Source organism: Variovorax sp. FG153 (assembly GCF_057809595.1).
The window spans coordinates 12,285-32,603 of the sequence record NZ_JBMDKG010000005.1 but is presented as its reverse complement, the minus strand read 5'-3'; the positions used below and the strand labels follow the sequence as shown (position 1 = coordinate 32,603).

The 20,319-nt window shown below is 70.8% G+C and carries 16 protein-coding genes; 8 read left to right on the top strand and 8 right to left on the bottom strand.

The genetic code is table 11. The annotated features are described in order from the left end of the window. Positions 1 to 3: 3 nt before the first annotated feature. Together ACODT0_RS08050 and ACODT0_RS08045 are read right to left on the bottom strand one after the other, a co-directional pair. A complete protein-coding gene (locus ACODT0_RS08050) occupies positions 4 to 519 on the bottom strand; it encodes a LeuD/DmdB family oxidoreductase small subunit (RefSeq protein WP_489041018.1) in 516 nt (171 codons plus the stop codon). After that, on the bottom strand, positions 516 to 1,787 hold the full coding sequence (locus ACODT0_RS08045) for a 3-isopropylmalate dehydratase large subunit (RefSeq protein ID WP_489041017.1): 1,272 nt from the start codon (positions 1,785 to 1,787) through the stop codon (positions 516 to 518). The genes ACODT0_RS08050 and ACODT0_RS08045 overlap by 4 nt, the downstream gene beginning before the upstream one ends. A gap of 123 nt (positions 1,788 to 1,910) precedes the next feature. Between ACODT0_RS08045 and ACODT0_RS08040 the strand changes: the two genes are divergently transcribed. Next, positions 1,911 to 2,756 carry an IclR family transcriptional regulator gene (locus ACODT0_RS08040; protein WP_489041016.1) on the top strand — a complete coding sequence of 282 codons (846 nt, stop codon included), beginning with the start codon at positions 1,911 to 1,913 and terminating at the stop codon, positions 2,754 to 2,756. Position 2,757: 1 nt separating this feature from the next. Here ACODT0_RS08040 and ACODT0_RS08035 read toward each other — a convergent pair whose 3' ends face one another. Beyond that, entirely contained in the window at positions 2,758 to 4,020 is a 1,263-nt protein-coding gene (locus ACODT0_RS08035) for a helix-turn-helix domain-containing protein (protein ID WP_057591246.1), read from the bottom strand. A 133-nt stretch (positions 4,021 to 4,153) separates the two neighbouring features. Here ACODT0_RS08035 and ACODT0_RS08030 point away from each other — a divergent pair, with 133 nt between their 5' ends. Beyond that, positions 4,154 to 6,283: a PQQ-dependent dehydrogenase, methanol/ethanol family gene (locus ACODT0_RS08030; RefSeq protein ID WP_489041015.1), complete on the top strand. Its 2,130-nt coding sequence runs from the start codon at positions 4,154 to 4,156 to the stop codon at positions 6,281 to 6,283. A 26-nt stretch (positions 6,284 to 6,309) separates the two neighbouring features. Here the strand turns inward: ACODT0_RS08030 and ACODT0_RS08025 are convergent, their stop codons facing one another. Continuing rightward, entirely contained in the window at positions 6,310 to 7,290 is a 981-nt protein-coding gene (locus ACODT0_RS08025; RefSeq protein ID WP_489041014.1) for a response regulator transcription factor, read from the bottom strand. A gap of 188 nt (positions 7,291 to 7,478) precedes the next feature. Between ACODT0_RS08025 and ACODT0_RS08020 the strand changes: the two genes are divergently transcribed. Beyond that, on the top strand, positions 7,479 to 9,608 hold the full coding sequence (locus tag ACODT0_RS08020) for a carboxypeptidase regulatory-like domain-containing protein (RefSeq protein ID WP_489041013.1): 2,130 nt from the start codon (positions 7,479 to 7,481) through the stop codon (positions 9,606 to 9,608). An 83-nt stretch (positions 9,609 to 9,691) separates the two neighbouring features. Here ACODT0_RS08020 and ACODT0_RS08015 read toward each other — a convergent pair whose 3' ends face one another. Continuing rightward, entirely contained in the window at positions 9,692 to 10,669 is a 978-nt protein-coding gene (locus ACODT0_RS08015; protein ID WP_057597706.1) for a tripartite tricarboxylate transporter substrate-binding protein, read from the bottom strand. A 263-nt stretch (positions 10,670 to 10,932) separates the two neighbouring features. Here ACODT0_RS08015 and ACODT0_RS08010 point away from each other — a divergent pair, with 263 nt between their 5' ends. From ACODT0_RS08010 to ACODT0_RS08000, 3 genes are all read left to right on the top strand, one after another. After that, positions 10,933 to 12,114 carry a M48 family metalloprotease gene (locus ACODT0_RS08010; RefSeq protein WP_489041012.1) on the top strand — a complete coding sequence of 394 codons (1,182 nt, stop codon included), beginning with the start codon at positions 10,933 to 10,935 and terminating at the stop codon, positions 12,112 to 12,114. A 116-nt stretch (positions 12,115 to 12,230) separates the two neighbouring features. Then, positions 12,231 to 13,697 carry an NAD-dependent succinate-semialdehyde dehydrogenase gene (locus tag ACODT0_RS08005; protein ID WP_057597704.1) on the top strand — a complete coding sequence of 489 codons (1,467 nt, stop codon included), beginning with the start codon at positions 12,231 to 12,233 and terminating at the stop codon, positions 13,695 to 13,697. A 127-nt stretch (positions 13,698 to 13,824) separates the two neighbouring features. After that, complete coding sequence (locus tag ACODT0_RS08000) at positions 13,825 to 14,403, top strand: type 1 glutamine amidotransferase domain-containing protein (RefSeq protein WP_057597703.1); 579 nt, start codon at positions 13,825 to 13,827, stop codon at positions 14,401 to 14,403. A 9-nt stretch (positions 14,404 to 14,412) separates the two neighbouring features. Here the strand turns inward: ACODT0_RS08000 and ACODT0_RS07995 are convergent, their stop codons facing one another. After that, on the bottom strand, positions 14,413 to 15,582 hold the full coding sequence (locus ACODT0_RS07995) for a citrate synthase (protein ID WP_296732793.1): 1,170 nt from the start codon (positions 15,580 to 15,582) through the stop codon (positions 14,413 to 14,415). 83 nt (positions 15,583 to 15,665) lie between these two features. On the opposite strand from ACODT0_RS07995, the gene ACODT0_RS07990 reads away from it, so the two are divergent. Further along, positions 15,666 to 16,778 carry a citrate synthase/methylcitrate synthase gene (locus ACODT0_RS07990; protein ID WP_296732789.1) on the top strand — a complete coding sequence of 371 codons (1,113 nt, stop codon included), beginning with the start codon at positions 15,666 to 15,668 and terminating at the stop codon, positions 16,776 to 16,778. A 79-nt stretch (positions 16,779 to 16,857) separates the two neighbouring features. Beyond that, positions 16,858 to 17,895, top strand: coding sequence for a hypothetical protein (locus ACODT0_RS07985; RefSeq protein WP_413761751.1), 1,038 nt, complete (start codon positions 16,858 to 16,860; stop codon positions 17,893 to 17,895). Here the strand turns inward: ACODT0_RS07985 and ACODT0_RS07980 are convergent. Beyond that, entirely contained in the window at positions 17,886 to 19,133 is a 1,248-nt protein-coding gene (locus ACODT0_RS07980; protein ID WP_057597144.1) for a phenylacetate--CoA ligase family protein, read from the bottom strand. The two genes, ACODT0_RS07985 and ACODT0_RS07980, sit on opposite strands and share 10 nt — an antisense overlap. Positions 19,134 to 19,468: 335 nt before the next feature. Further along, positions 19,469 to 20,281, bottom strand: coding sequence for an ABC transporter ATP-binding protein (locus ACODT0_RS07975; protein ID WP_057597143.1), 813 nt, complete (start codon positions 20,279 to 20,281; stop codon positions 19,469 to 19,471). Between the last annotated feature and the right edge of the window lie 38 nt (positions 20,282 to 20,319).

Genomic DNA, 20,319 nt, shown 5'->3' with positions numbered 1-20,319 from the left:
GGCTCAGCTCGCGGGGGCCACGCGTCGCTTCAGATAAGGGATGAGTCCGCCCGCGTCGAGCATGCCGCGCTCGGAGGCCGAGAAGGGCTGCAGCATCAGCGTCTGGCCCGAGCGCAGGTTTCTCACTTCGTTCGTGTCCCAGTCGACCGTGAGCTCGTCGCCGCGCGCCGTGGCCGCGCGGATGCCCGGGCAGCTCACGAGCGGAAAGCCCATGCTGGTCTCGCCGCGGAAGAAGCCCGGCGAGAAGGATTCGGCGATCACAGCGACGATGCCCAGGTGCCGCATGGCGCGCATGGCCGGGTAGTGCGGATGGCCGTAGCCGAAGTTGTGGCCGCCGACCAGCAGGTCGCCCTTGTGCACGCCGGCCGCGAAGCCGGGCATGTAGTCGGCCATGGCCAGCGCGGCCAGTTCCTTCACGTCGGTGATCTTGATGTTGCGCACGCCGACGATCAGGTCGATGTCGTAGTCGTCTTCCTCGAAGACCCAGGCCGCGCGGCCGCGCAGGTTCTCGAGGCTCATGCGGAAACTCCCTCGCGCGCCGCCGCCAGGTAGGGCCGCGGATCGGCGATGCGGCCCTCGAGCGCCGAGGCCGCGACCACGGCCGCGTTGCAGATGTAGATCTCCGAATCCACGCTGCCCATGCGTCCGGGCGTGTTGAGCGTGCCGGTGGAAACGGCGCGCTGGCCGTCGCTCATGGTGGCGATGCGGCCGAAGCAGTAGTCGCAGCTCGGCGAGCTGATGAAGGCGCCGGCTTCGACCAGCACCTCGATCAGCCCCTCGCGCGCGGCCGCCGCCATGATGGCCTTGGAGGTCGGCACCACGTGCAGCTGGAAGCCCGGCTGGATGCGGCGCCCGCGCAGCACCTCGGCCGCGATGCGCAGGTCCTCGAGCCGGCCGCTCGCGCACGAGCCCAGGTAGCCGGTGTGCACCTCGATGCCGGTGTAGTCCTGGAGGTCGCGCGTGTTGGCGGGGCTCGGCGGGATCACCACGATGGGCTCGAGCGCCGAGACGTCGATCGTCACCACGCTTTCGTACGTCGCATCGGCATCGGGGTAGACCGGATCGAGCGCGATCTTCGAGCGGCCCTGCACGTAGGCCAGCGTCTTCGCATCGGGCGCGATCAGCATCGTGGTCGCGCCCAGGAACATGGCCTGGCCGCAGAGGGTCTGGCGGCCCTCGATGCTCATGGCGTCGATGACGGGGCCGCAGAGCTCCACCACCTTGAAGCGGCAGGAGGCCGGGCCCATCACGCGCACCATGTGATGGAACACGTCGCGCGCCATCACGCCGGGCTGCAGCGTGCCCGTGAGTTCGACCTTCACCGTCGCGGGCACGGTCAGGGTCAGCGTCTCGGTCACGAAGGACTCGAGCACGCCCTTGCGCGCGCCGAAGGCGAAGGTGCCGAAGGCGCCGAGCTGGCTCACGTGGCCGTCGAAGTGCACGGCGAAGGCGCCCGGCGTGGCATAGCCGAGCTCGGCCGCGACCTGGTGGCCGATGCCCTCGCGCTCGTGCACCGGCACGCCCTGTTCCTTGCCCCAGGCGCGGGTGATCTTGTGCAGCTCCTCTTCCTTCGGCGCGGTGGCCGGCACCATGTGGTCGATGAACAGCACGAAGCGCTCGGGGCTCGCGACCTTCTCGATGCCGAAGTCCTCGCGCGTCTCCTTGAAGAACACGTCGGTGTAGCCCGGGAAGTCGTAGGCGATCACGAAATCGGGCCGCGCCGTGATCTCCTCGCCCGGCGCCACGCGCGGCCGGCCGGCGGCGCGGGCCAGGATCTTCTCGGTCATCGTCTGGGGCATCTTGTTCGGCTTTCGACTTCCACGATGTGGCAGTCCTTGGGTTTCGATCCACCGATTACAGTCGAGGGAAATTCTTCCCCATTGGGGAGCAACCCGAATTACTGCCGCATCGTGGAAACTAAACGCCGCACCACCGCCAAGACCGCCCCGCCGCCGGCCGCCGCCGCGCGCTCGGGCACGCAGAGCATCGAGCGCGTGGTGGGCATGCTGCGCGTGGTGGCCTCGCGCGGGCGGCGCGGCATGCGCATCGCCGATGTCGTGAGTCTCAGCGGCCTGCCGATGTCGACCTGCTTTCGCATGCTGCAGCGGCTCGAGGTCGAGGGCCTGCTGGTGCGCGACCTGCTCACGCGCAAGTACCACCTGGGCCCGCTGCTGCACGAGCTCGGCATGCTGGCCCAGCCGCGCTACCACCTGAGCGAGTTGTGCGAGCCGGCGCTGCGCACCGTCGCCGAACTCACGCAGGACACGGTCTACCTCAGCGAGCGGCGCGGCCCCGAATCGATCTGCACCAGTCGCGCGCTCGGTGCCTATCCGATCAAGGCGCTGACGCTCGACGTCGGCATCCGCCGGCCCATGGGCGTGGGCGCGGGCGGCCTTGCGATCCTCAGCGCGCTGCCGGAGGCCGAAGCCGAACTGATCGTGGCCTCCAACGAGGCGCGCTATGCGAAGTTCGGCGCCGCCTTCGCACCGGGCTTCCTGCGCGAAGCCATCGCGCAAACGCGCGCGCAGGGCCACTCCTTCCTCGACAGCGCGGCCACGCCGGGCGCGGCCGCCATCGGCGTCGCCTTTCCGCCCGACAACCCGATCGCGGCCGTGAGCGTGGCCGCGATCTCCAGCCGCATGGGGCCGGCGCGCCGCGCCGAGGTGGCGAAGATCATCGAGCAGCAGGTGCGCGCGATCTGCGTGCTGCTCGAATCGCAGCCGGTGGAGGCGGGCTCGGGCCGCGAGGGCGAGTGAGCTAGGCGTCGCCGGGCTCGTCGCTCCCCTGTTCCCAGCCGCGCAGCCGCCGGTACAGCGTGCCGCGCGACACGCGCAATTGCCGCGCCGCCTGCGACACGTTGCCGCCGTGCGCGGCCAGCGTCTCCTCGATCAGCTTGCGGCTGTGCTCGCGCAGCGTGCCGGCCTGCGGCGCGGCCGGCGCATCGGCGGACTGCTGCTCCGGCGTGTCCTCCTGCTGCATCTGCTGCGGCGGCTCCTGTGCCGGCGCCGGTGCCTCGACGCGCTGCGCCAGCGCCACCGCGTGTCCGAAGTCGACGCCGTCGGCCCCCTGCAGCCGCGCCTGCACCCACACGCCGAGCCCGCTGGCCAGCCGCAGCGGCTGCGCCGACTCGCGCCGGCCCAGCCGCAGCAGGCTCGCGAGGTCGTGGCCCAGCAGGCATTCGACGCCGCGCGCATCGGGCTGCTCGGGCAGGTGGCCGATGAGCCGCGCCCCCGCGCCGTTGAGCCAGGCGATGGTGCCGTCCGACGCGATGCCCGCGAGGCCCTCGAGCGGCGTGCCCAGCAGCGTGGGGCTGGCCTGGAAGCGCAGGATCAGCTGCTCGCGCGACTGCGCCTGCAAGAGGCGGTTCTCGATCGTGGTCGCATAGAGCGCCACCATCGAGGCGGCGTCGAAGCCGAAGCGCTGCGCCTCCACCGTGAGGTCGAGCACGCCCGCGAGCCGGCCGTCGATGCCGCGGATCGGTGCCGCGGCGCACTGCATCTCGCGCAGCACGTCGAAATAGTGCTCGGCGCCGTCGACCGTGCAGGCCAGGCCGGTGCTCGCGACGATGCCCGGCGCGGTGGTGCCCACCACGCGCTCGGAGATGTTCACGCCCACGCGCGCGGTCTTGCGCAGCACCGGCTGGTGCGCGGGCGCGGACTCGTGCGTGACGTGCACCACCACGCCGTCGCGGTCGGTGAGGATCACGCGGCAGTCGGTGCCCGCGAGCGAATGCTCCATGGTCGCGAGCTCCTGGCGCGCCACCTCGAGCAGCTCGCGGTTGCGCGCCAGCGTGGCATGCAGCCGGCTCGGCGTGACGGGATCGAAGGGCACGATGCGCTGGCGGTCGCTGTGGGTGCGGCAGCAGCGCATCCACGACTGCAGCACCGCTTCGCCGACGAGGCCCGAGGGCCGCACGCCTTCCTCGAAGAACTGCTGCCGCGCGAGTGCCACGCGCTGTGCCGGCGTGGTGGCGAAGAGTTGGCGCGGCGCGTTCGCCGTGCCCAGCCTGTCGAGGGTCATGTGCCATCGCCTCCGTGGGGTACCGGGACCAGCATCGAATGTGTTCCGCAATGGAACAGCACCGGATCGGGGAAATCCCGAAGGTGAACGCGCGCGCCGCCCGGACGATTCTCTGGGCACAAGGAGACCCACGATGACCCGAAGAAGGAATTCCTCCGCGCTGGCGGCGCTGGCCGCCGCATGGCTGTTCGCGCTCGCATCGATCGCCTCGGCGCAGGGCAGCGGGCCCTCCGCCCAAGACCGTGCCGCGGCGGCCGCCCGGCGCGTCGACGGCGGCTTCATCCGCGCCAACGCGGCGCAGAAGCAGACGCCCGACTGGCCCAGCATCGGGCTGGACTACGCCGAGACCCGCTTCAGCAAGCTCGACCAGGTGAACGCCGGCAACGTGAAGCAGCTCGGCCTGGTCTGGTCGTACAACCTCGAGTCCACGCGCGGCGTCGAGGCCACGCCGCTGGTGGTCGACGGCATCATGTACGTCACGGCCTCGTGGAGCGTGGTGCATGCGATCGACACGCGCACCGGCCAGAAGCTGTGGACCTTCGATCCCGAGGTCGATAGGTCCAAAGGCTTCAAGGGCTGCTGCGACGTGGTGAACCGAGGCGTTGCGTTGTACCAGGGCAAGGTCTACGTGGGCGCGTTCGACGGGCGCCTGATCGCGCTCGATGCCGCCACCGGCCGCAAGCTCTGGGAGAAGAACACCATCGAGGGCCAGAAGGGCAGCTACACCATCACCGGCGCGCCGCGCGTCTTCAAGGGCAAGGTGATCATCGGCAACGGCGGCGCCGAGTACGGCGTGCGCGGCTACATCACGGCCTACGACGCGGCCACGGGCGAACAGAAGTGGCGCTGGTTCACCGTGCCCGGCGACCCGGCCAAGCCCTTCGAGGACGAGGCCATGGCGCGCGCCGCCAAGACCTGGGACCCCGACGGCAAGTACTGGGAGGCCGGCGGCGGCGGCACCGTGTGGGACTCGATGGCCTTCGATCCCGAGCTCAACCTGATGTACATCGGCACCGGCAACGGCTCGCCCTGGGCCCACAAGGCACGCAGCCCCAAGGGCGGCGACAACCTCTACCTGGGCTCGGTGGTCGCGCTCAACCCCGACACCGGCAAGTACGTCTGGCACTACCAGGAGACGCCCGGCGACAACTGGGACTACACCTCCACGCAGCCGATGATCCTGGCCAACATCAAGGTCGACGGCAAGCAGCGCAAGGTGGTGCTGCATGCGCCGAAGAACGGCTTCTTCTTCGTCATCGACCGCACCAACGGCAAGTTCATCTCGGCGAAGAACTTCGTCGAAGTGAACTGGGCCACGGGCTACGACAAGAACGGCCGGCCGATCGAGATCGCCGCCGCGCGCCAGAACGAGAAGCCCGGCGACAGCATCCCCGGCCCCTTCGGCGCGCACAACTGGCACCCGATGTCCTTCAATCCGCAGACCGGCCTGGCCTACCTGCCCGCGCAGCACGTGCCGCTGAACCTGATGGACGACAAGGACTGGAAGTTCGACCAGAACGCACCGGGCCGCCCGCATGCCGCGCTGGGCTGGAATACCGGCAAGTTCGCCAACGTCGAGCCGCCCACGAGCAAGCCCTTCGGCCGCCTCGTGGCCTGGGATCCGGTGAAGCAGAAGGAGGCCTGGGGCGTGGACTATGTGTCGCCGTGGAACGGCGGCACGCTCACCACCGCGGGCAACCTGGTGTTCCAGGGCACGGCCGACGGCCGGCTCGTGGCCTACGACGCGCGCAACGGCGACAAGCTCTGGGAGACGCCCACCGGCACCGGCGTGGTCGCCGCGCCCGCCACCTACATGGTCGACGGCAAGCAGTACGTGTCGGTGGCCGTGGGCTGGGGCGGCGTCTACGGCCTCGCGCAGCGCGCCACCGAGCGCCAGGGCCCGGGCACCGTCTACACCTTCGCGGTCGGCGGCACGGCCAAGATGCCGGACTTCGTGCAGTACCGCATGAGCAAGCTGGTGCAGGGCGTGAAGTACGACCCGGCCAAGGTCCAGGCCGGCACCATGCTCTACGTCAGCAACTGCGTCTTCTGCCACGGCGTGCCCGGCGTGGACCGCGGCGGCAACATCCCGAACCTCGGCTACCTCGATTCCGCCTACATCGAGAACCTCGACAAGTTCGTGCTCAAGGGCCCGGCGATGGCGCGCGGCATGCCCGACTTCACGGGCAAGCTGTCGGCCGACGACATCGAGAGCATCAAGGCCTTCATCCAGGGCACGGCCGACGCGATCCGGCCCAAGTAGCGCGAGGCCGCGGAGGGGCGCGCCGCTCAGCCGGCGCGGGCCATTTCCTGGATCAGGCCGGCCACGTTGCCGACCTCGAGCTTCTCGTAGATCGACTGGATGTGGTTGCGCACCGTGGCCGGCGCGCGGTGCAGCATGGCCGCGATCTCCTTGTGCGTGTTGCCGCGCGCCACCAGTTGCGCGATGGTGTGCTCGCGCGGCGTCAGGTCGTCGGCGCGGCAGCGCGCGCGGCACTTGAGGAACAGCAGCCGCTGCTCGACGTGGTGGCTCGCGACGAGGGCGCGGCCCGCATAGCGCGGCTGCCCCTGCAGGAAGGCCTCGAGCATCGCGCCGGGCAGCGTGCGGCCGTGCCAGCCCGGCCATTCGCGGCGCAGCAGTTCCTCGAAGGCGCTGTCGGCGTGGTAGAGCACGCCGTGCAGGTCGCCGATGGCCGAGCCGCCGGGCGTGCCGCCCAGCGGGGCCTCGAGCCGGTCGAGGTGCACGATGCGGTTGAGCGACAGCGCCTGCATCGCATGCGGCGCCAGCGCCGACAGCAGCTGCGTCTCCTCGGGCGTGCCATGGGCCTCGGCGTCGGCGCGGAACAGCGTGATCCAGTGCACCAGCCCGCTCGCGGCATTCACGTCCGAGGTGATGAAGAAGTTGGCCTGCTCGTGGCGCCGGCCGTGCTCGCGCAGCGCGCCCTGGTGCCGGCCCGAGAACCAGGCGTCGGCGTTGAAGGCCAGCGTGGTGCGCGGGCGGCGCGCGACCTCGGCGGCCGCGGTGTCGAGGTGCTTCACGCGCTCGTAGCTCTCGATCATCTCCATCGACTGGTTGTGCAGGTGCAGCGTGTGGATGTCGATGCCGGCCGTGCCGCGCGAGGCCGTGCCCCACATGCAGGAGTCGAAGGGCAGCACCGGCTTGATCAGCTGCAGCGCCGCGTCCTGGAAGTCGTCGATCGGCAGTTCGTGCGCGTGTCGGTACAGCCGCAGCAGGAGCCCGCTGAAATCTTGTAGCCCGGGAGTACTCATCGGGTTCGATCTTCGGAAGCTGGCGCCGCTCACGCATCACCCGTTCAGGGGAGGGCGCGGGATGTGTGAATGGTGCATTTGCACCATTCGCCGAGCGAAAACGAAAGATATCGTTTCCGCAGTCTCCGGATTCACCGGAGCCGATCCATCCCAACCCCGACAACACCAAGAGAGAGAGGAGCTCGACCATGTCCCTGCCCGTGCGAAGAATCCCCCTGGCCCTGTCCGCGATGACCCTCGCGCTGCTCGCCGCCTGCGGCGGCGGTGGTGGGGGCGGCGGCGGCGGCTTCGGCTTCATCCCGCCCTCCTCTTCCGGCGGCGGCACCACGCCGCCGGCCGCATCCACCACCACGCTCAGCGGCACGGCCGCCACCGGCGCGCCCTTCGCGGGCGCCGCGCTCACCGTGTTCGACCAGACCGGCGCCAAGGTCTGCGAGGTCCGCACCGGAGACGACGGCCGCTACAGCTGCACGCTGCCCGCGGGCACCAAGGCGCCGCTGGTGATCCAGGCGGTGCGCGACGACCTCGTGCTCTACAGCACCACCGCGAGCAGCGCCACCGGCACCGCCAACGTCACGCCGCTGACCACCGTGGTGGTGTCGCGGCTCGCGCCCGGCGGCGATCCCGCGAAGCTGCTCGAGGCGGTGCAGGCCAACGCCGGCACGGTCACGGCCGGCACGATCGGCGCGCAGGTCAAGCAGCTGCTCGATGCGCTGCAGCCGCTGCTGAGCGCGCTGGGCACCACCATCGATCCGATCGGCGGCGCCTTCAGCGCCGACGGCACCGGCCAGGACCGCGTGCTCGACACCCTGAGCGTCTCGGTGCGCCCCGACGGCAGCGCCGCGAGCATCGAGATCACCGTCAAGTCGCTGCCGGCCGGCGAGGACAGCGCGCCGGTGTCGCTGGTGTTCCGCAGCGGCGATGCGCGGATCGAACCCTTGCCCGCGATCGCCGCCGAGGCCGTGCAGCAGCCGCCCACGCCGCAGATGGTGCAGGCGCTGCTCGAACGCCTCAACGCCTGCTATGCGCTGCCGCTCGCGCAGCGCGTGAACAGCACCGTCAACGGCGACGGCAATGCCTACGGCGACGCCTCGAACGTGGTCGCTCCGGCCTGCCGCACGCTGTTCGTGGGCGACGACCCGGCCAACTTCGTCTCGTTCGGCGCGCGCATCGGCCGCGTCGAGAGCGGCGCGCGCCGTTCCTTCGAGAGCCTGTTCCGCGCCGGCCCGACCAACCTCAAGCACGACCGCGGCAACTTCGAGTACTTCTACGCCAACGGCGATGTCGCGCTCACCTACCGCTGGACCGACGTGCTGGGCAACACCGACAACGACGTCTTCAACGCGCGCATCGTCGGCGGCGCGCTCAAGCTGGTCGGCAACGAGAACGCCTACCGCGCCAGCGTGCGGCCGCACCTGGACATGAAGGACTTCCTCAAGCACCAGAACCTGGTGTTCCATTCGGTCGGATACACCGTCAGCGTCGACAACCGGCGCGACGCGCAGGGCAACCCGCTGTTTTCGAAGGTGGTGGCGACCTCGACCGCGCTGCCGGGCCGCTCGCTGGTGCTGGTGCCCAACGGCAGCATCACCACGCTGGTGCTCACGGCCGACGGCTCGCAGGGCGGCACGCCGCTGGCTTCGCCCGTGTGGCGCATGGCGGCGCAGTACCGCGACGCCACGCAGGTCGGCAGTCCGTCCGACATCGACAGCGCCAACCTGTTCGCCGCACCGGCCTTCACCGACGCACAGCTCGCCGCGCTGCCCGACCAGGCCGTGTGGCGCCTCGAGTTCTTCCATGTCGACCCCGAGCGGCCCAACGTGGTCCAGTACGCGCGCACCTTCTCGCGCGTGCCGACGATCGCCGAGGCGCGCGCCGCCGCGCTGGTCGAGCTCACGCCGGCGCTGCGCGCCGAACTGCTCGAGGAGACCCGCAACACCGGCCGCGGCCTGGTGTTCCCGGCCATCGATCCCAACGACCCCTCGTCCAACAACGTGGACTTCAGCGCCGCCGGCAACACCGACGGCTGGAGCGTTCCCTCCGGTGCCTATGCGCCGATCTCGCTGGGCATCTTCGGCCGCGCGCCGGGCAACACCGTGCGCTACAGCGAGAGCGTGACGCTGCGCTCCAACCTGCGCAAGGTGATCGCCTACTGCCAGCCCTCGGGCGCCCAGGACACCCACTGCGCGCCGGGCACCGGCAGCAACCGCCAGTACGCGCAGGGCACCTCGATCAGCAACTTCGTGTTCAGCGCGCGCACGCCGCGCCTGGTCGACCAGCGCCGCAGCTTCGAGCTCTGGACCGTGACCCAGCCCTGACGGGCGCGCGAGCGGCCATGAAAAAGCCGCCTGGCCCCGCGAAGGGCCAGGCGGCTTTTCTTTCGATGCGAAGCGATCCGCGCTCAGTCGGCGTAGACGCCGGCGGCCTTGATGATCGGGCTCCACTTGGCGATCTCGGCCTGCACGAACTTCTTGTGGCCATCGGGCTCGATGCGGCCATCGACCGCGACCACGGCGCCCAGCGCTTCTTCCTTCTTCAGGAAGTCGGGGTCCTTGAGCGCGACCTTCAGCGCGTCGTTGATCTTCTTGAGCACCGGTGCCGGCGTGCCCTTGGGCGCGTAGAGGCCGTGCCAGATCGTGACCTGGAAGTCCTTCAGGCCCGACTCCTGCAGCGTGGGCAGGTCCTTGAGCAGCGGCACCGTCAGGCGCTTGGGCGTGGTCACGGCATAGGCCTTGACCTTCTTGCCCTCGATCTGCGGCGAGGTGTTCGTGGTCTGGTCGCACAGCAGGTCGATCTGGCCGCCGATCAGGTCGGTGATGGCGGGGGCCGTTCCCTTGTAGGGCACGGGCGTCATCTCGGTCTTCATCGCGCTCTGGTAGAGCAGGCCGCACAGGTGCGAGGCCGAGCCTACGCCGGCGTTGCCGAGGTTGATCTTGCCCTTGTTGGCGGCGATCCAGTCGGTCAGTTCCTTGTAGTTGTTGGCCGGCAGGCTGGGCTTGGCGATCAGCGTCATCGGCACGTCGTTGATGATGCCCAGGTACTCGAAGTCGCTCTCGACCTTGAACGGCACGTTGCGCACCAGCGTCGGGATGGTCGACATCGCGATGTGGTTGAGCAGCAGCGTGTAGCCGTCCGGTGCCGCGCGCGCCACCTTGGCCGCGCCGATCGAGCTGCCCGCGCCGGGCACGTTGTCGATCACCACGCTGGCGCCGCCCAGCGGCTTGCGCAGCGCCTCGGCCAGGTCGCGCGCGACGCGGTCGGTGGGGCCGCCGGCGGCGAAGGGCACCACGATGCTGATGGGCTTGCCGCTCGGGTAGTCCTGGGCGTGGGCGCCGATGGCAACAGCGGCGATCGCCGTCAGGGCTAGCAGTTTTTTCATGGAGAGGACCCCCGGAAGAGGAAAAAGGAATGAAGGGAAATTGAAAGCGGGCGCGATCTTAAAGGCTGACCATGCGCTGACGAATCCCCACAAGCCCTAGTCCACATGGCAAGGCGGGCGGCGGCTCCTGCGGAAGGAGGGGCGCCACCGTCGCGCCGCGTGGCTCGGGCATGATGTTTCCCTGGGAGACGCGCCATGGGGGGCGCGCATGCCGCAACGACGGTGCGGCCCGCCGGGCCGCGACAAAAGAAGGGAAAACACACATGGATCCTCTGGTCTATCCGCGCGAGCGCACGCTCGGCGCGATCACGCTCGTGCTCGGCCTGCTGGTCTGGCTGGCCCTCCTGGTGGGCACCTTCGGCATCCTGCTGCTCTACCTGCTGATGGGCTTCATCGGCTACTGCTTCGCGCACTCGGCGCTGATCGCCTGGATCAAGGGCACCGGCGTGAAGCTCTCGCCGACCCAGCTGCCCGAGCTCAACGCGCGCTTCGAGGCCTGCTGCGCGCGCCTGGGCATCGCCAAGCCGCCCGAGGCCTACCTGCTGCACGGCGACGGCATGTTCAATGCCTTCGCCACCCGCTTCCTCGGGCGCGACTTCGTGATCCTGCTGTCGGACGTGGTCGACGCCATGGAGCCGCAGCCCGACGGCATCAACTTCTACATCGGCCACGAGCTCGGCCACATCCGGCGCAAGCACCTCACGGGCCATTTCTGGCGCGCGCCGGTGCTGTGGCTGCCGCTGCTGGGCGCGGCCTATGCGCGCGCCAAGGAATACACCTGCGACCTGCACGGCGCCGCCTGCTGCGAGCAGCTCGATTCCGCGCCGCGCGCGCTGCTGGCGCTGGCCGCCGGCGCGCACCAGTGGCGCAACGTCGACATGAACGCCTATGCGGCGCAGTCGCGCGCCAATGCCGGCTTCTGGGGCTCGTTCCACGAGGTGGTCGGCGGCTACCCCTGGCTCACCAAGCGCGTGGCGCGCGCCATCGATCCGGCCGCGCGCCTGCCCGAGCGCAATCCCGCGGCCTACCTGCTGGGCCTGTTCGTGCCCTACGCGGGGCGCGCCGGCGGCGGCGCGCTCGGCATCCTGGTGACGGTGGCCGTGATCGGCATCCTGGCCGCGGTGGCACTCCCCGCCTACCAGGACTACCAGTCGCGCGCGGTGGTCGCGCAGGCCTGGGCCAACGGCGCGCCGGTGCGCCTCGCGCTCGCCGAGTACTACCGCGAGAAGGAGGAGATCCCCGAGAGCCTCGAGGCTGCGGGGCTGAGCGACACCCTGTCCGACGGCACCGCGCTGCGGCTCGACAGCGACACCATGGTGGTCGAGGTGCAGACCGCGCGCGGCACGCTGCTGATGGAGCCCGCGTCCGCCGGCGACGGCCTGCGCTGGACCTGCGGCGCCGGCGAGGGCCTGGCCGAGAAGGCCCTGCCCGCGAGCTGCAAGTAGGTCTTCAAACCCGAGCCGCACGCGCGGATTTGGCGCGCACGGCTTGCGGCCCGGGCCCGGGCGTGGTCCCCTCGTCGTTTCCCCTTTCAGCAACGACGACCCGGAGACCCTGCCCGATGCCCGCCCTTCGACTCAAAGACCCGACCCTGCTGCGCCAGCAGGCCTACGTTGCCGGCGCCTGGATCGATGCCGACGACGGCACCACCGTCGCGGTGACCAACCCCGCCAACGGCGAGACCATCGGCACCGTGCCGATGTGCGGCACGGCCGAAACCGAGCGCGCCATCGCGGCCGCCGAGAAGGCCCAGAAGGGCTGGGCCCGGCTGCCCGCCAAGGAGCGCTCGGCGATCCTGCGCAAGCTCAACGACCTGATGCTGGCCAACGTCGACGATCTCGCGCTGATCATGACCACCGAGCAGGGCAAGCCGCTGGCCGAGAGCCGCGGCGAGATCGCCTATGCCGCCTCGTTCATCGAGTGGTTCGCCGAGGAGGCGCGCCGCGTCTACGGCGACACCATTCCCGCGCCGCAGGCCGACCGCCGCATCCTCGCGCTCAAGCAGCCCGTGGGCGTGACGGCCGCCATCACGCCCTGGAACTTCCCGGCCGCCATGCTCACGCGCAAGGCCGGCCCCGCGCTGGCCGCGGGTTGCGCGATGGTGGTCAAGCCCGCCACGCAGACGCCGTACTCGGCGCTGGCCTTCGCCGAACTGGCCGAGCGCGCGGGCGTGCCCAAGGGCCTGCTGTCGGTGCTCACCGGCTCGGCCAGCAAGATCGGCGGCGAGATGACGCGCAGCCCGATCGTGCGCAAGCTCACCTTCACCGGCTCCACCGAGGTCGGCCGCACGCTGATGAAGCAGTCGGCCGACACCATCAAGAAGCTCTCGCTCGAGCTCGGCGGCAACGCGCCCTTCATCGTGTTCGACGATGCCGACATCGACGCGGCCGTCGAGGGTGCGATGGTCTCGAAGTACCGCAACACCGGCCAGACCTGCGTCTGCGCCAACCGCCTCTACGTGCAGCGCGGCGTGCTCGAGGCCTTCACGCAGAAGCTGGTGGCCAGGGTCCAGGCGCTCAAGGTCGGCGACGGCACCGAGGCCGGCGTCAACCAGGGCCCGCTGATCGATGCCAAGGCGGTCGAGAAGATCGAGGAGCACGTGGCCGACGCCGTGGCCAAGGGCGCGCAGGTGCTGGCCGGCGGCAAGCGCCATGCGCTCGGCGGCCTGTTCTACGAACCCACCGTGATCGGCGGCGCCACCGCCGACATGCTGTTCGCGCGCGAGGAGACCTTCGGCCCGCTGGCGCCGATCTTCGCCTTCGACACCGAGGAGGAGGCCGTCGCCGCGGCCAACGACACCGAGTTCGGCCTCGCCGCGTACTTCTACAGCCGCGACATCGGCCGCATCATGCGCGTGGCCGAGTCGCTGGAGTCGGGCATCGTGGGCGTCAACACCGGCCTGGTGTCGACCGCCGAGGCGCCGTTCGGCGGCGTCAAGCAGTCGGGGCTGGGGCGCGAGGGCTCGAAGTACGGGCTCGACGATTTCCTCGAGGTCAAGTACGTCTGTCTCGCGGGCCTCGACAAGTAAGCGAAGGTTGCCGGCCGTCGAACTGTCCGACAAAGGGGGCCGGCACCGGCCGATGCGGCGTGCATGGCTCGGGCCTAGGGTGAAGTTTCATTGCCTTCGAGAAACCTCACCCAAGGAGTGATTCACCATGCCCACCATCACCACCTCTTCACTGGACGGAATGACGGTCGCGATCCTCGTGTCGGACGGCTTCGAGCAGGTCGAGATGACCGAGCCGCGCAAGGCGCTGGAGGCCGCGGGCGCGAGGACGCAGGTCGTCTCGCCGCTCGACGGCAGCGTGCGCGGCTGGAAGCACCACGATCCGGCCGACACCTTCGAGGTCGACGTGCCGCTCAAGATGGCGAACCCCGACGACTTCGATGCGCTGCTGCTGCCCGGCGGCGTCGTCAATCCCGATGCCCTGCGCATCGACGAGAAGGCGGTCGCGTTCGTGCGCGCCTTCGTCGAGGCCGGCAAGCCGATCGCGGCGATCTGCCACGGGCCCTGGACCCTGATCGATGCCGGCGGCGTGAAGGACCGGCGCATGACTTCGTGGCCCTCGCTGCGCGCCGACCTGCGCAACGCGGGCGCGCGCTGGAGCGACCAGGAGGTCGTGGTCGACCATGAGCTCGTGACCAGCCGCAAGCCCGACGACCTGCCGGCCTTCAATCGCGAGATGGTGCGCTTGTTCGAGCTGGCGCACGAGGCGGCGCTGCAGCACCACTGAGTCCGCGCTTCAGTCCTGCGCGACGGCCGGCCCCGTGTAGCGCGCCCGCGGCCGTATCAGGTGGCCCGTGGCTGCCTGCTCGAGCACGTGCGCGGTCCAGCCCACGCTGCGCGCGAGCGCGAACAGCACCAGCGGCGCATCGGCCGGCAGCTTGTGCACGGCCGCGAGCGCGGCCAGCGCGAAGTCGATGTTGACGGGCTCGCCCACGAGGCGCTCGCCGGCCTCGCGCAGCGCTGCGAAGGCCGGCGGCAGTTCGAGCTCCTCGAGCAGCGCGGCGCAGCGCACATCGCCGGCCGGATAGAGCGGATGGCCGAAAGCCGCGAGCGGCCGGTCGTGCGCGAGCCACTCGCGCGCGGCCGCGTCGGCGCTCGACTGCTCGGTTTGCCGCACCAGCGCCTGCACGGCGCGCGCCGCGCCGCCATGCAGCGGGCCGGTCAGGGTCGCGAGGCCGGTCAGCAGGCAGGCCGCGAGCGAGGCGCCGGTGGAGGCCGTCACGCGCGCCGCGAAGGTCGAGGCATTGAGTTCGTGATCGGCCAGCAGCACCAGCGCACGGCGCAGTTGCGGTGCCGCGCGCGGCCGGCGCCACGCCGCGGCGAGGCGCGCATGCAGCGGCTGCGCGGCGGCGCTCGCCGGCACCTTGCCGATCAGCGCATCGGCCAGCGTGCCCACCACCTCGGCGGCCTCGGCGCGCAAGGCCTGCGGCGAGCGGCCGCGCGAGGGCGGGTCGATCGCCGCGCGCAGTGCGAGCGCGCGCAGGCCCGCCTGCAGCGCTGGCAAGCCGTCGCGCTCGGTGGCCTCACCGGAGGAAGACAGGCGCGGCGGCGCACATTCCCACAGCAGGCCCGCCACGTCCTCGAGCGTGGCCCCGATCGACAGCGCGCAGGCGTCCTGCCCGCGGTACCAGAGCCGCCCGCCGGCCACGGTCGACACGGCCGAGGGCAGCACCGGCTCGCCCCACTGGATCGCCTCGCTCGCCACCGCCTCGCTGCTGCGCCGCCCCTGCGCGCGCGCCGCGAGCCGCTGCACGTCGTCGCGGTGGTAGAGGCTGCGCCGCGGGTCGGCGGCATCGGGCTTGGCGCGGATGCGGCCGCGGCTCACGCCGGCATAGAGCGTCTGGGGCCGCACCTGCATCAGGGCGAGCGCTTCGGCGGCGGGAAGCCAGGGCGAGGAGCGGGTCATGTTGATGGAATGGATCAAGATTGACGTCAATGTTAGCGGCGCCAGAATCGTCCGCATCGTGAACACGAATGGAGCATGAAACGATGAACGACGATGGACTCGAAGGCGTGGTGGCGGCGCACACCGTGCTGTCGGAGGTGGATGGCGCGGCGGGCCGGCTGGTGATCCGCGGCCACACGCTCGACGAGATCGCGCGCAGCTGGCAGTTCGAGGACGTGGCGGCCGCGCTGTTCGAGGGCTTCTTCGAACGCGCGCCCGATGCCGCCAGCCTGCGCGTCGCGCTGGGGCGCGCGCGGCGCGAGGCCTTCGAACGGCTGCAGCCCGGCGACGAGGCGCAGCTGCGCCGCCTGCCGCCGATCGAGGCCGTGCGCGCGCTGCTCGCGCGGTTGCCCGACGGCGACGACCTCGCGACCGCGCTGCGCCTGCTGGCGGGCCCGGCGGTCTATACGGGCGCGGTGATGCGCTGGCGGCTCGGCGTGCCGGCGCTCGCGCCCGACGAAGGCCTGGGCCACGCGGCCGACATGCTGCGCATGCTGCATGGCCGCGCGCCCACGGCGGCGCAGGCGGCGGCGCTCGACACCTACCTCGTCACCGTCTGCGACCACGGCCTCAATGCCTCGACCTTCGCGGCGCGCGTGGTGGCCTCCACCGGCGCGGGCCTGGCCTCGGCGGTGCTCGCGGGCATCAGCGCGCTCAAGGGGCCGCTGCATGGCGGCGCGCCCGGGCCGGTGCTCGATGCACTCGACGCCATCGGCAGCGCGGCCCATGCGCGCGCCTGGCTCGAGGCGGCCGTGGCCGAGGGCCAGCGCCTGATGGGCTTCGGCCACCGCATCTACCGCGTGCGCGATCCGCGCGCCGATGCGCTCAAGGGTGCGCTGAAGCGGCTCAGCGCCGAGGGCGGGGTCGACGCCGCGCGCTTCGCGCTGGCCGAGGCCGCGGAGCAGGCCGCGCTCGCGATCCTGCGCGAGAAGAAACCCGACCGGCCGCTCGAGACCAATGTCGAGTTCTACACGGCGCTGCTGCTCGAGGCGCTGGGCTTCGGCCGCGAGAGCTTCACCTGCGTGTTCGCGGCCGGTCGCACAGCGGGCTGGCTCGCGCATGCGCGCGAGCAGGTGCAGAAGGGGCGGCTGATCCGGCCGCAGTCGGTCTACGTGGGGCCCGAACCCGCCGCGCGGGAGCCCGCACTCGCGCACTGAGCCTACACGGCGGGCCCGCCGTCCTCCGATACGCTCGTGGCGACTGTCTTCCATTTCCAGCGACACGACGTACCGACCGATGACGACCGCCGACCCCGCCCATGCCCGCGCGCTGCGCCTGCCGCGCGACTTCGCGCTGATCGCGGTCGGCCTCGATGCCGTGCTGCTCGCGGTCAACATGGCGATGCTGCTGCTGCCGGGCACCGACGATGCGGCGCAGATCCGCCGCGCCTACGCGCAGGCCGGCGTGTGGATCCTGCTGGTCGCGAGCACGGCGATGTCGTGGGCGCTGATCGGCGGCCTGGCCTGGAGCCATGGCCGCCAGGCGCTCGAGCGGCTGGGCGTGCCGCGGGTGGCGCTGTCGGGCGGCGCGCGGCTGCGTTTCGGCGGGGCCTGGCTGCTGGTGCTGGTGCTCAACCACCTCGCGCTCACGCCGCTGTTCTACGAGCTGCAGCTGATGTTCATGCCGGGCGGCCGCTATGCCGAGGCGCTGGGCGGAGCGATGCCGCGCCTGAGCCTGGGACTCGCGGCACTGCTGCAGTCGCTGGTGCAGCTCGCGGTGCTGGTGCTGGGCCTCTGGCTCGCGGCGCGCTTCGCGTTGCGCCGCAGCCGCTCGGCAGCGGCCGAGGCGCTCGATGCGCGCGCGCCCGATGAAGTCTCGACGGTGCCGGCCGGTGCCTCGCCGCGCGCGGCGGTGGCGCTGCTGGTGGGGGCGTTGTTCGCGTCGCTGCAGGTCTGGAGCGCGCTCGCGGCGGCGCGCTGGGCCGGCGCCTCGCAGGACGGCGGGCCCTGGGCGTTGCTGTTGACCTGGGCCCTGCCTCCGGTCGTGGCCTGCGCGCTCGCGGTCTGGGGCGGCTGGCTGGGCACGCGCCCGGGCCTGTGGCCGGTGCGGCCGTTCCGCGCGGTGTCGGCCGCGCTGCTGAGCTTCGTGCTGGTGCAACTGGGCTGCATCGCCTTCGCGTTCCTCTGGTTCGCGCTCGCGGTGGGCGCGGTCCAGGCGCTGCAGGGCATCGGCGCGATGGCCGGCTTCATGGTCGTGCTGATCGCGCTCTACGCGGCGCTCACGGTGCTGCTGGCGCGCGCGATGACGCGCCGGTTGTACCGGCGCTACTTGTAGCTGCGCGCGTCCTCGATCACCTTGCCGTCGTTCGGCAGGCTGCCGGGCGCCACCAGCTCGATGGTGCCGCGCAGCTTGGTCACCTCGCGCACGGCCTCCGCGATGCGCACCACCAGGCCTTCGGGCGCGCCCGCGCATTCGAGCCGGAAGTTCATCTGGTCGTCGCCCATCTCACCCGACACGACGAGCCGCGCGCGCTGGATCTCGGGAAAGCGCCGCGCGATGTCGGCCACCTGCGAGGGATGCACGAACATGCCGCGCACCTTGGTGGTCTGGTCGGCGCGGCCGAGCCAGCCCTTGATGCGCTTGTTCGTGCGGCCCGTGGGGCAGGTGCCCGCGAGCACGGCCGAGAGGTCGCCGGTGCCGAAGCGCACCAGCGGATAGTCGGGGTTGAAGGTGGTCACGACGATCTCGCCGACCTCGCCGTCGGGCACGGGGTCGCCGGTGCCGGGGCGCACGATCTCGACCAGCACGCCCTCGTCGAGCACCAGGCCTTCGCGCGCGCTGGTCTCGTAGGCGATGAGGCCGAGGTCGGCGGTGGCATAGCACTGGGTGCCCTTCACGCCGCGCGCGGCGATCCAGTCGTGCAGGCTCGGCGGGAAGGCCTCGCCCGAGACCAGGGCCTTGGTGAGCCAGGGCAGCTTCTGGCCCTTCTCCTCGGCCTTCTCGAGCAGGATCTTGAGGAAGCTCGGCGTGCCGGCATAGCCTTCGGGCTTGAGGTCGACCATGGCCTCGAGCTGCTGTTCGGTCTGGCCGGTGCCGCCCGCGAACACGGTACAGCCGACGGCGCGCGCGCCGCTCTCCATGATGGAGCCGGCCGGTGTCATGTGATAACTGAAGCTGTTGTGGATCAGCTCGCCGCTGCGAAAGCCCGCGGCATGCAGCGCGCGCGCGGTGCGCCAGTAGTCGCGCGCCTCGCCCTCGGGTTCGTAGATGGTGCCGGGGCTCGCGAACACGCGCGGCATGCGGGTGCCGCGCGCAATGGCCGAGAAGCCACCGAAGGGGTCGTTCTCGCGGCCTTGCTTCTGCAGTTCGAGCAGTTCCGACTTGCGCGTGACCGGTAGTTTCGCGAGGGCCTCGCGCGTGGTGACGTCGGCGGCCTTGATGCCGTCGAGGATCTTCGAGAGGGCGGGCGCGGCGGTCTGGGCCTGGGTGATCTGTCGGGGCAGCGCGGCCAGCAGGTCGCGTTCGCGTTCGGCAGGGTCGCGGATCTCTAGTGCGTCGTAGTGGTCGGTCATGTCCGTACCCTTCAATCTGTTCAATTCGGATTTCTGCTGTCTTGCTTCGAGAGGGGCGTCCGGGGCGCGTGCACAGGACAGCGGGTACTTCCCTCCGCGAATGTCCCTCGCCCTTCGGGCTCCTCCTTGATTTCGCTGCGGGAAGCACCCACTGCCCTGTGCACGAGAGGCGCTGCGGTGGTGCCGGCGGTTCAACAACCGCTGCGTCCAGGCGCGCGTCGATGGGGTACTCCCCGCAGCGAAATAAAGGAGGAGCCGAAGGCGGGGGACATTCGCGGAGGGGAGTACCCCATCGGCGCGAGCCCGTCCCCACACGCAAGCAGTAGGCAAACACATCAAGCCAGCCACCTCTTGCGCCGCTTGTAGCTCTTCACATCCCGGAAGCTCTTGCGATCCGCTCCACCCACGCCGAGGTAGAACTCCTTCACGTCTTCGTTCTCGCGCAGGCTCTGCGCCGCGCCGTCCATCACGATGCGGCCGTTCTCGAGGATGTAGCCGTAGTCGGCGTAGCGCAGCGCCATGTTGGTGTTCTGCTCGGCCAGCAGGAAGGTCACGCGTTCCTTGGCGTTGAGGTCCTTCACGATCTCGAACACCTCCTCCACGATCTGCGGCGCCAGGCCCATCGAGGGCTCGTCGAGCAGCACCATCGTCGGGTTGGCCATCAGCGCGCGGCCGATCGCGCACATCTGCTGCTCGCCGCCCGAGGTGTAGGCCGCCTGCGAGGTGCGCCGCGTCTTCAGGCGCGGGAAGTAGGCATAGACCTTCTCGAGCGTCTGCTGCACCGCGGCCTTGCCGTCGGTGCGCGTGTAGGCGCCCGTCATCAGGTTCTCCTCGATGGTCAGGTGCGCGAAGCAGTGGCGGCCTTCCATCACCTGGATCAGCCCGCGCTTGACCAGCTCGGCCGGCGACAGCGCCTCGATGCGCTCGCCGCGCAATTCGATCGTGCCCTTGGTGACCGCGCCGCGCTCGCCCGCGAGCAGGTTGCTCACCGCGCGCAGCGTCGTCGTCTTGCCCGCGCCGTTGCCGCCCAGCAGCGCCACGATCCCGCCCTCGGGCACGGTCAGCGACACGCCCTTGAGCACCAGGATCACGTGGTTGTAGATGACCTCGATGCCGTTGACGTCGAGAAGGATGTTGGGTTGGCTCATGGTGTTCTTTCGGACATCCGCAAAGACATGCATCTACG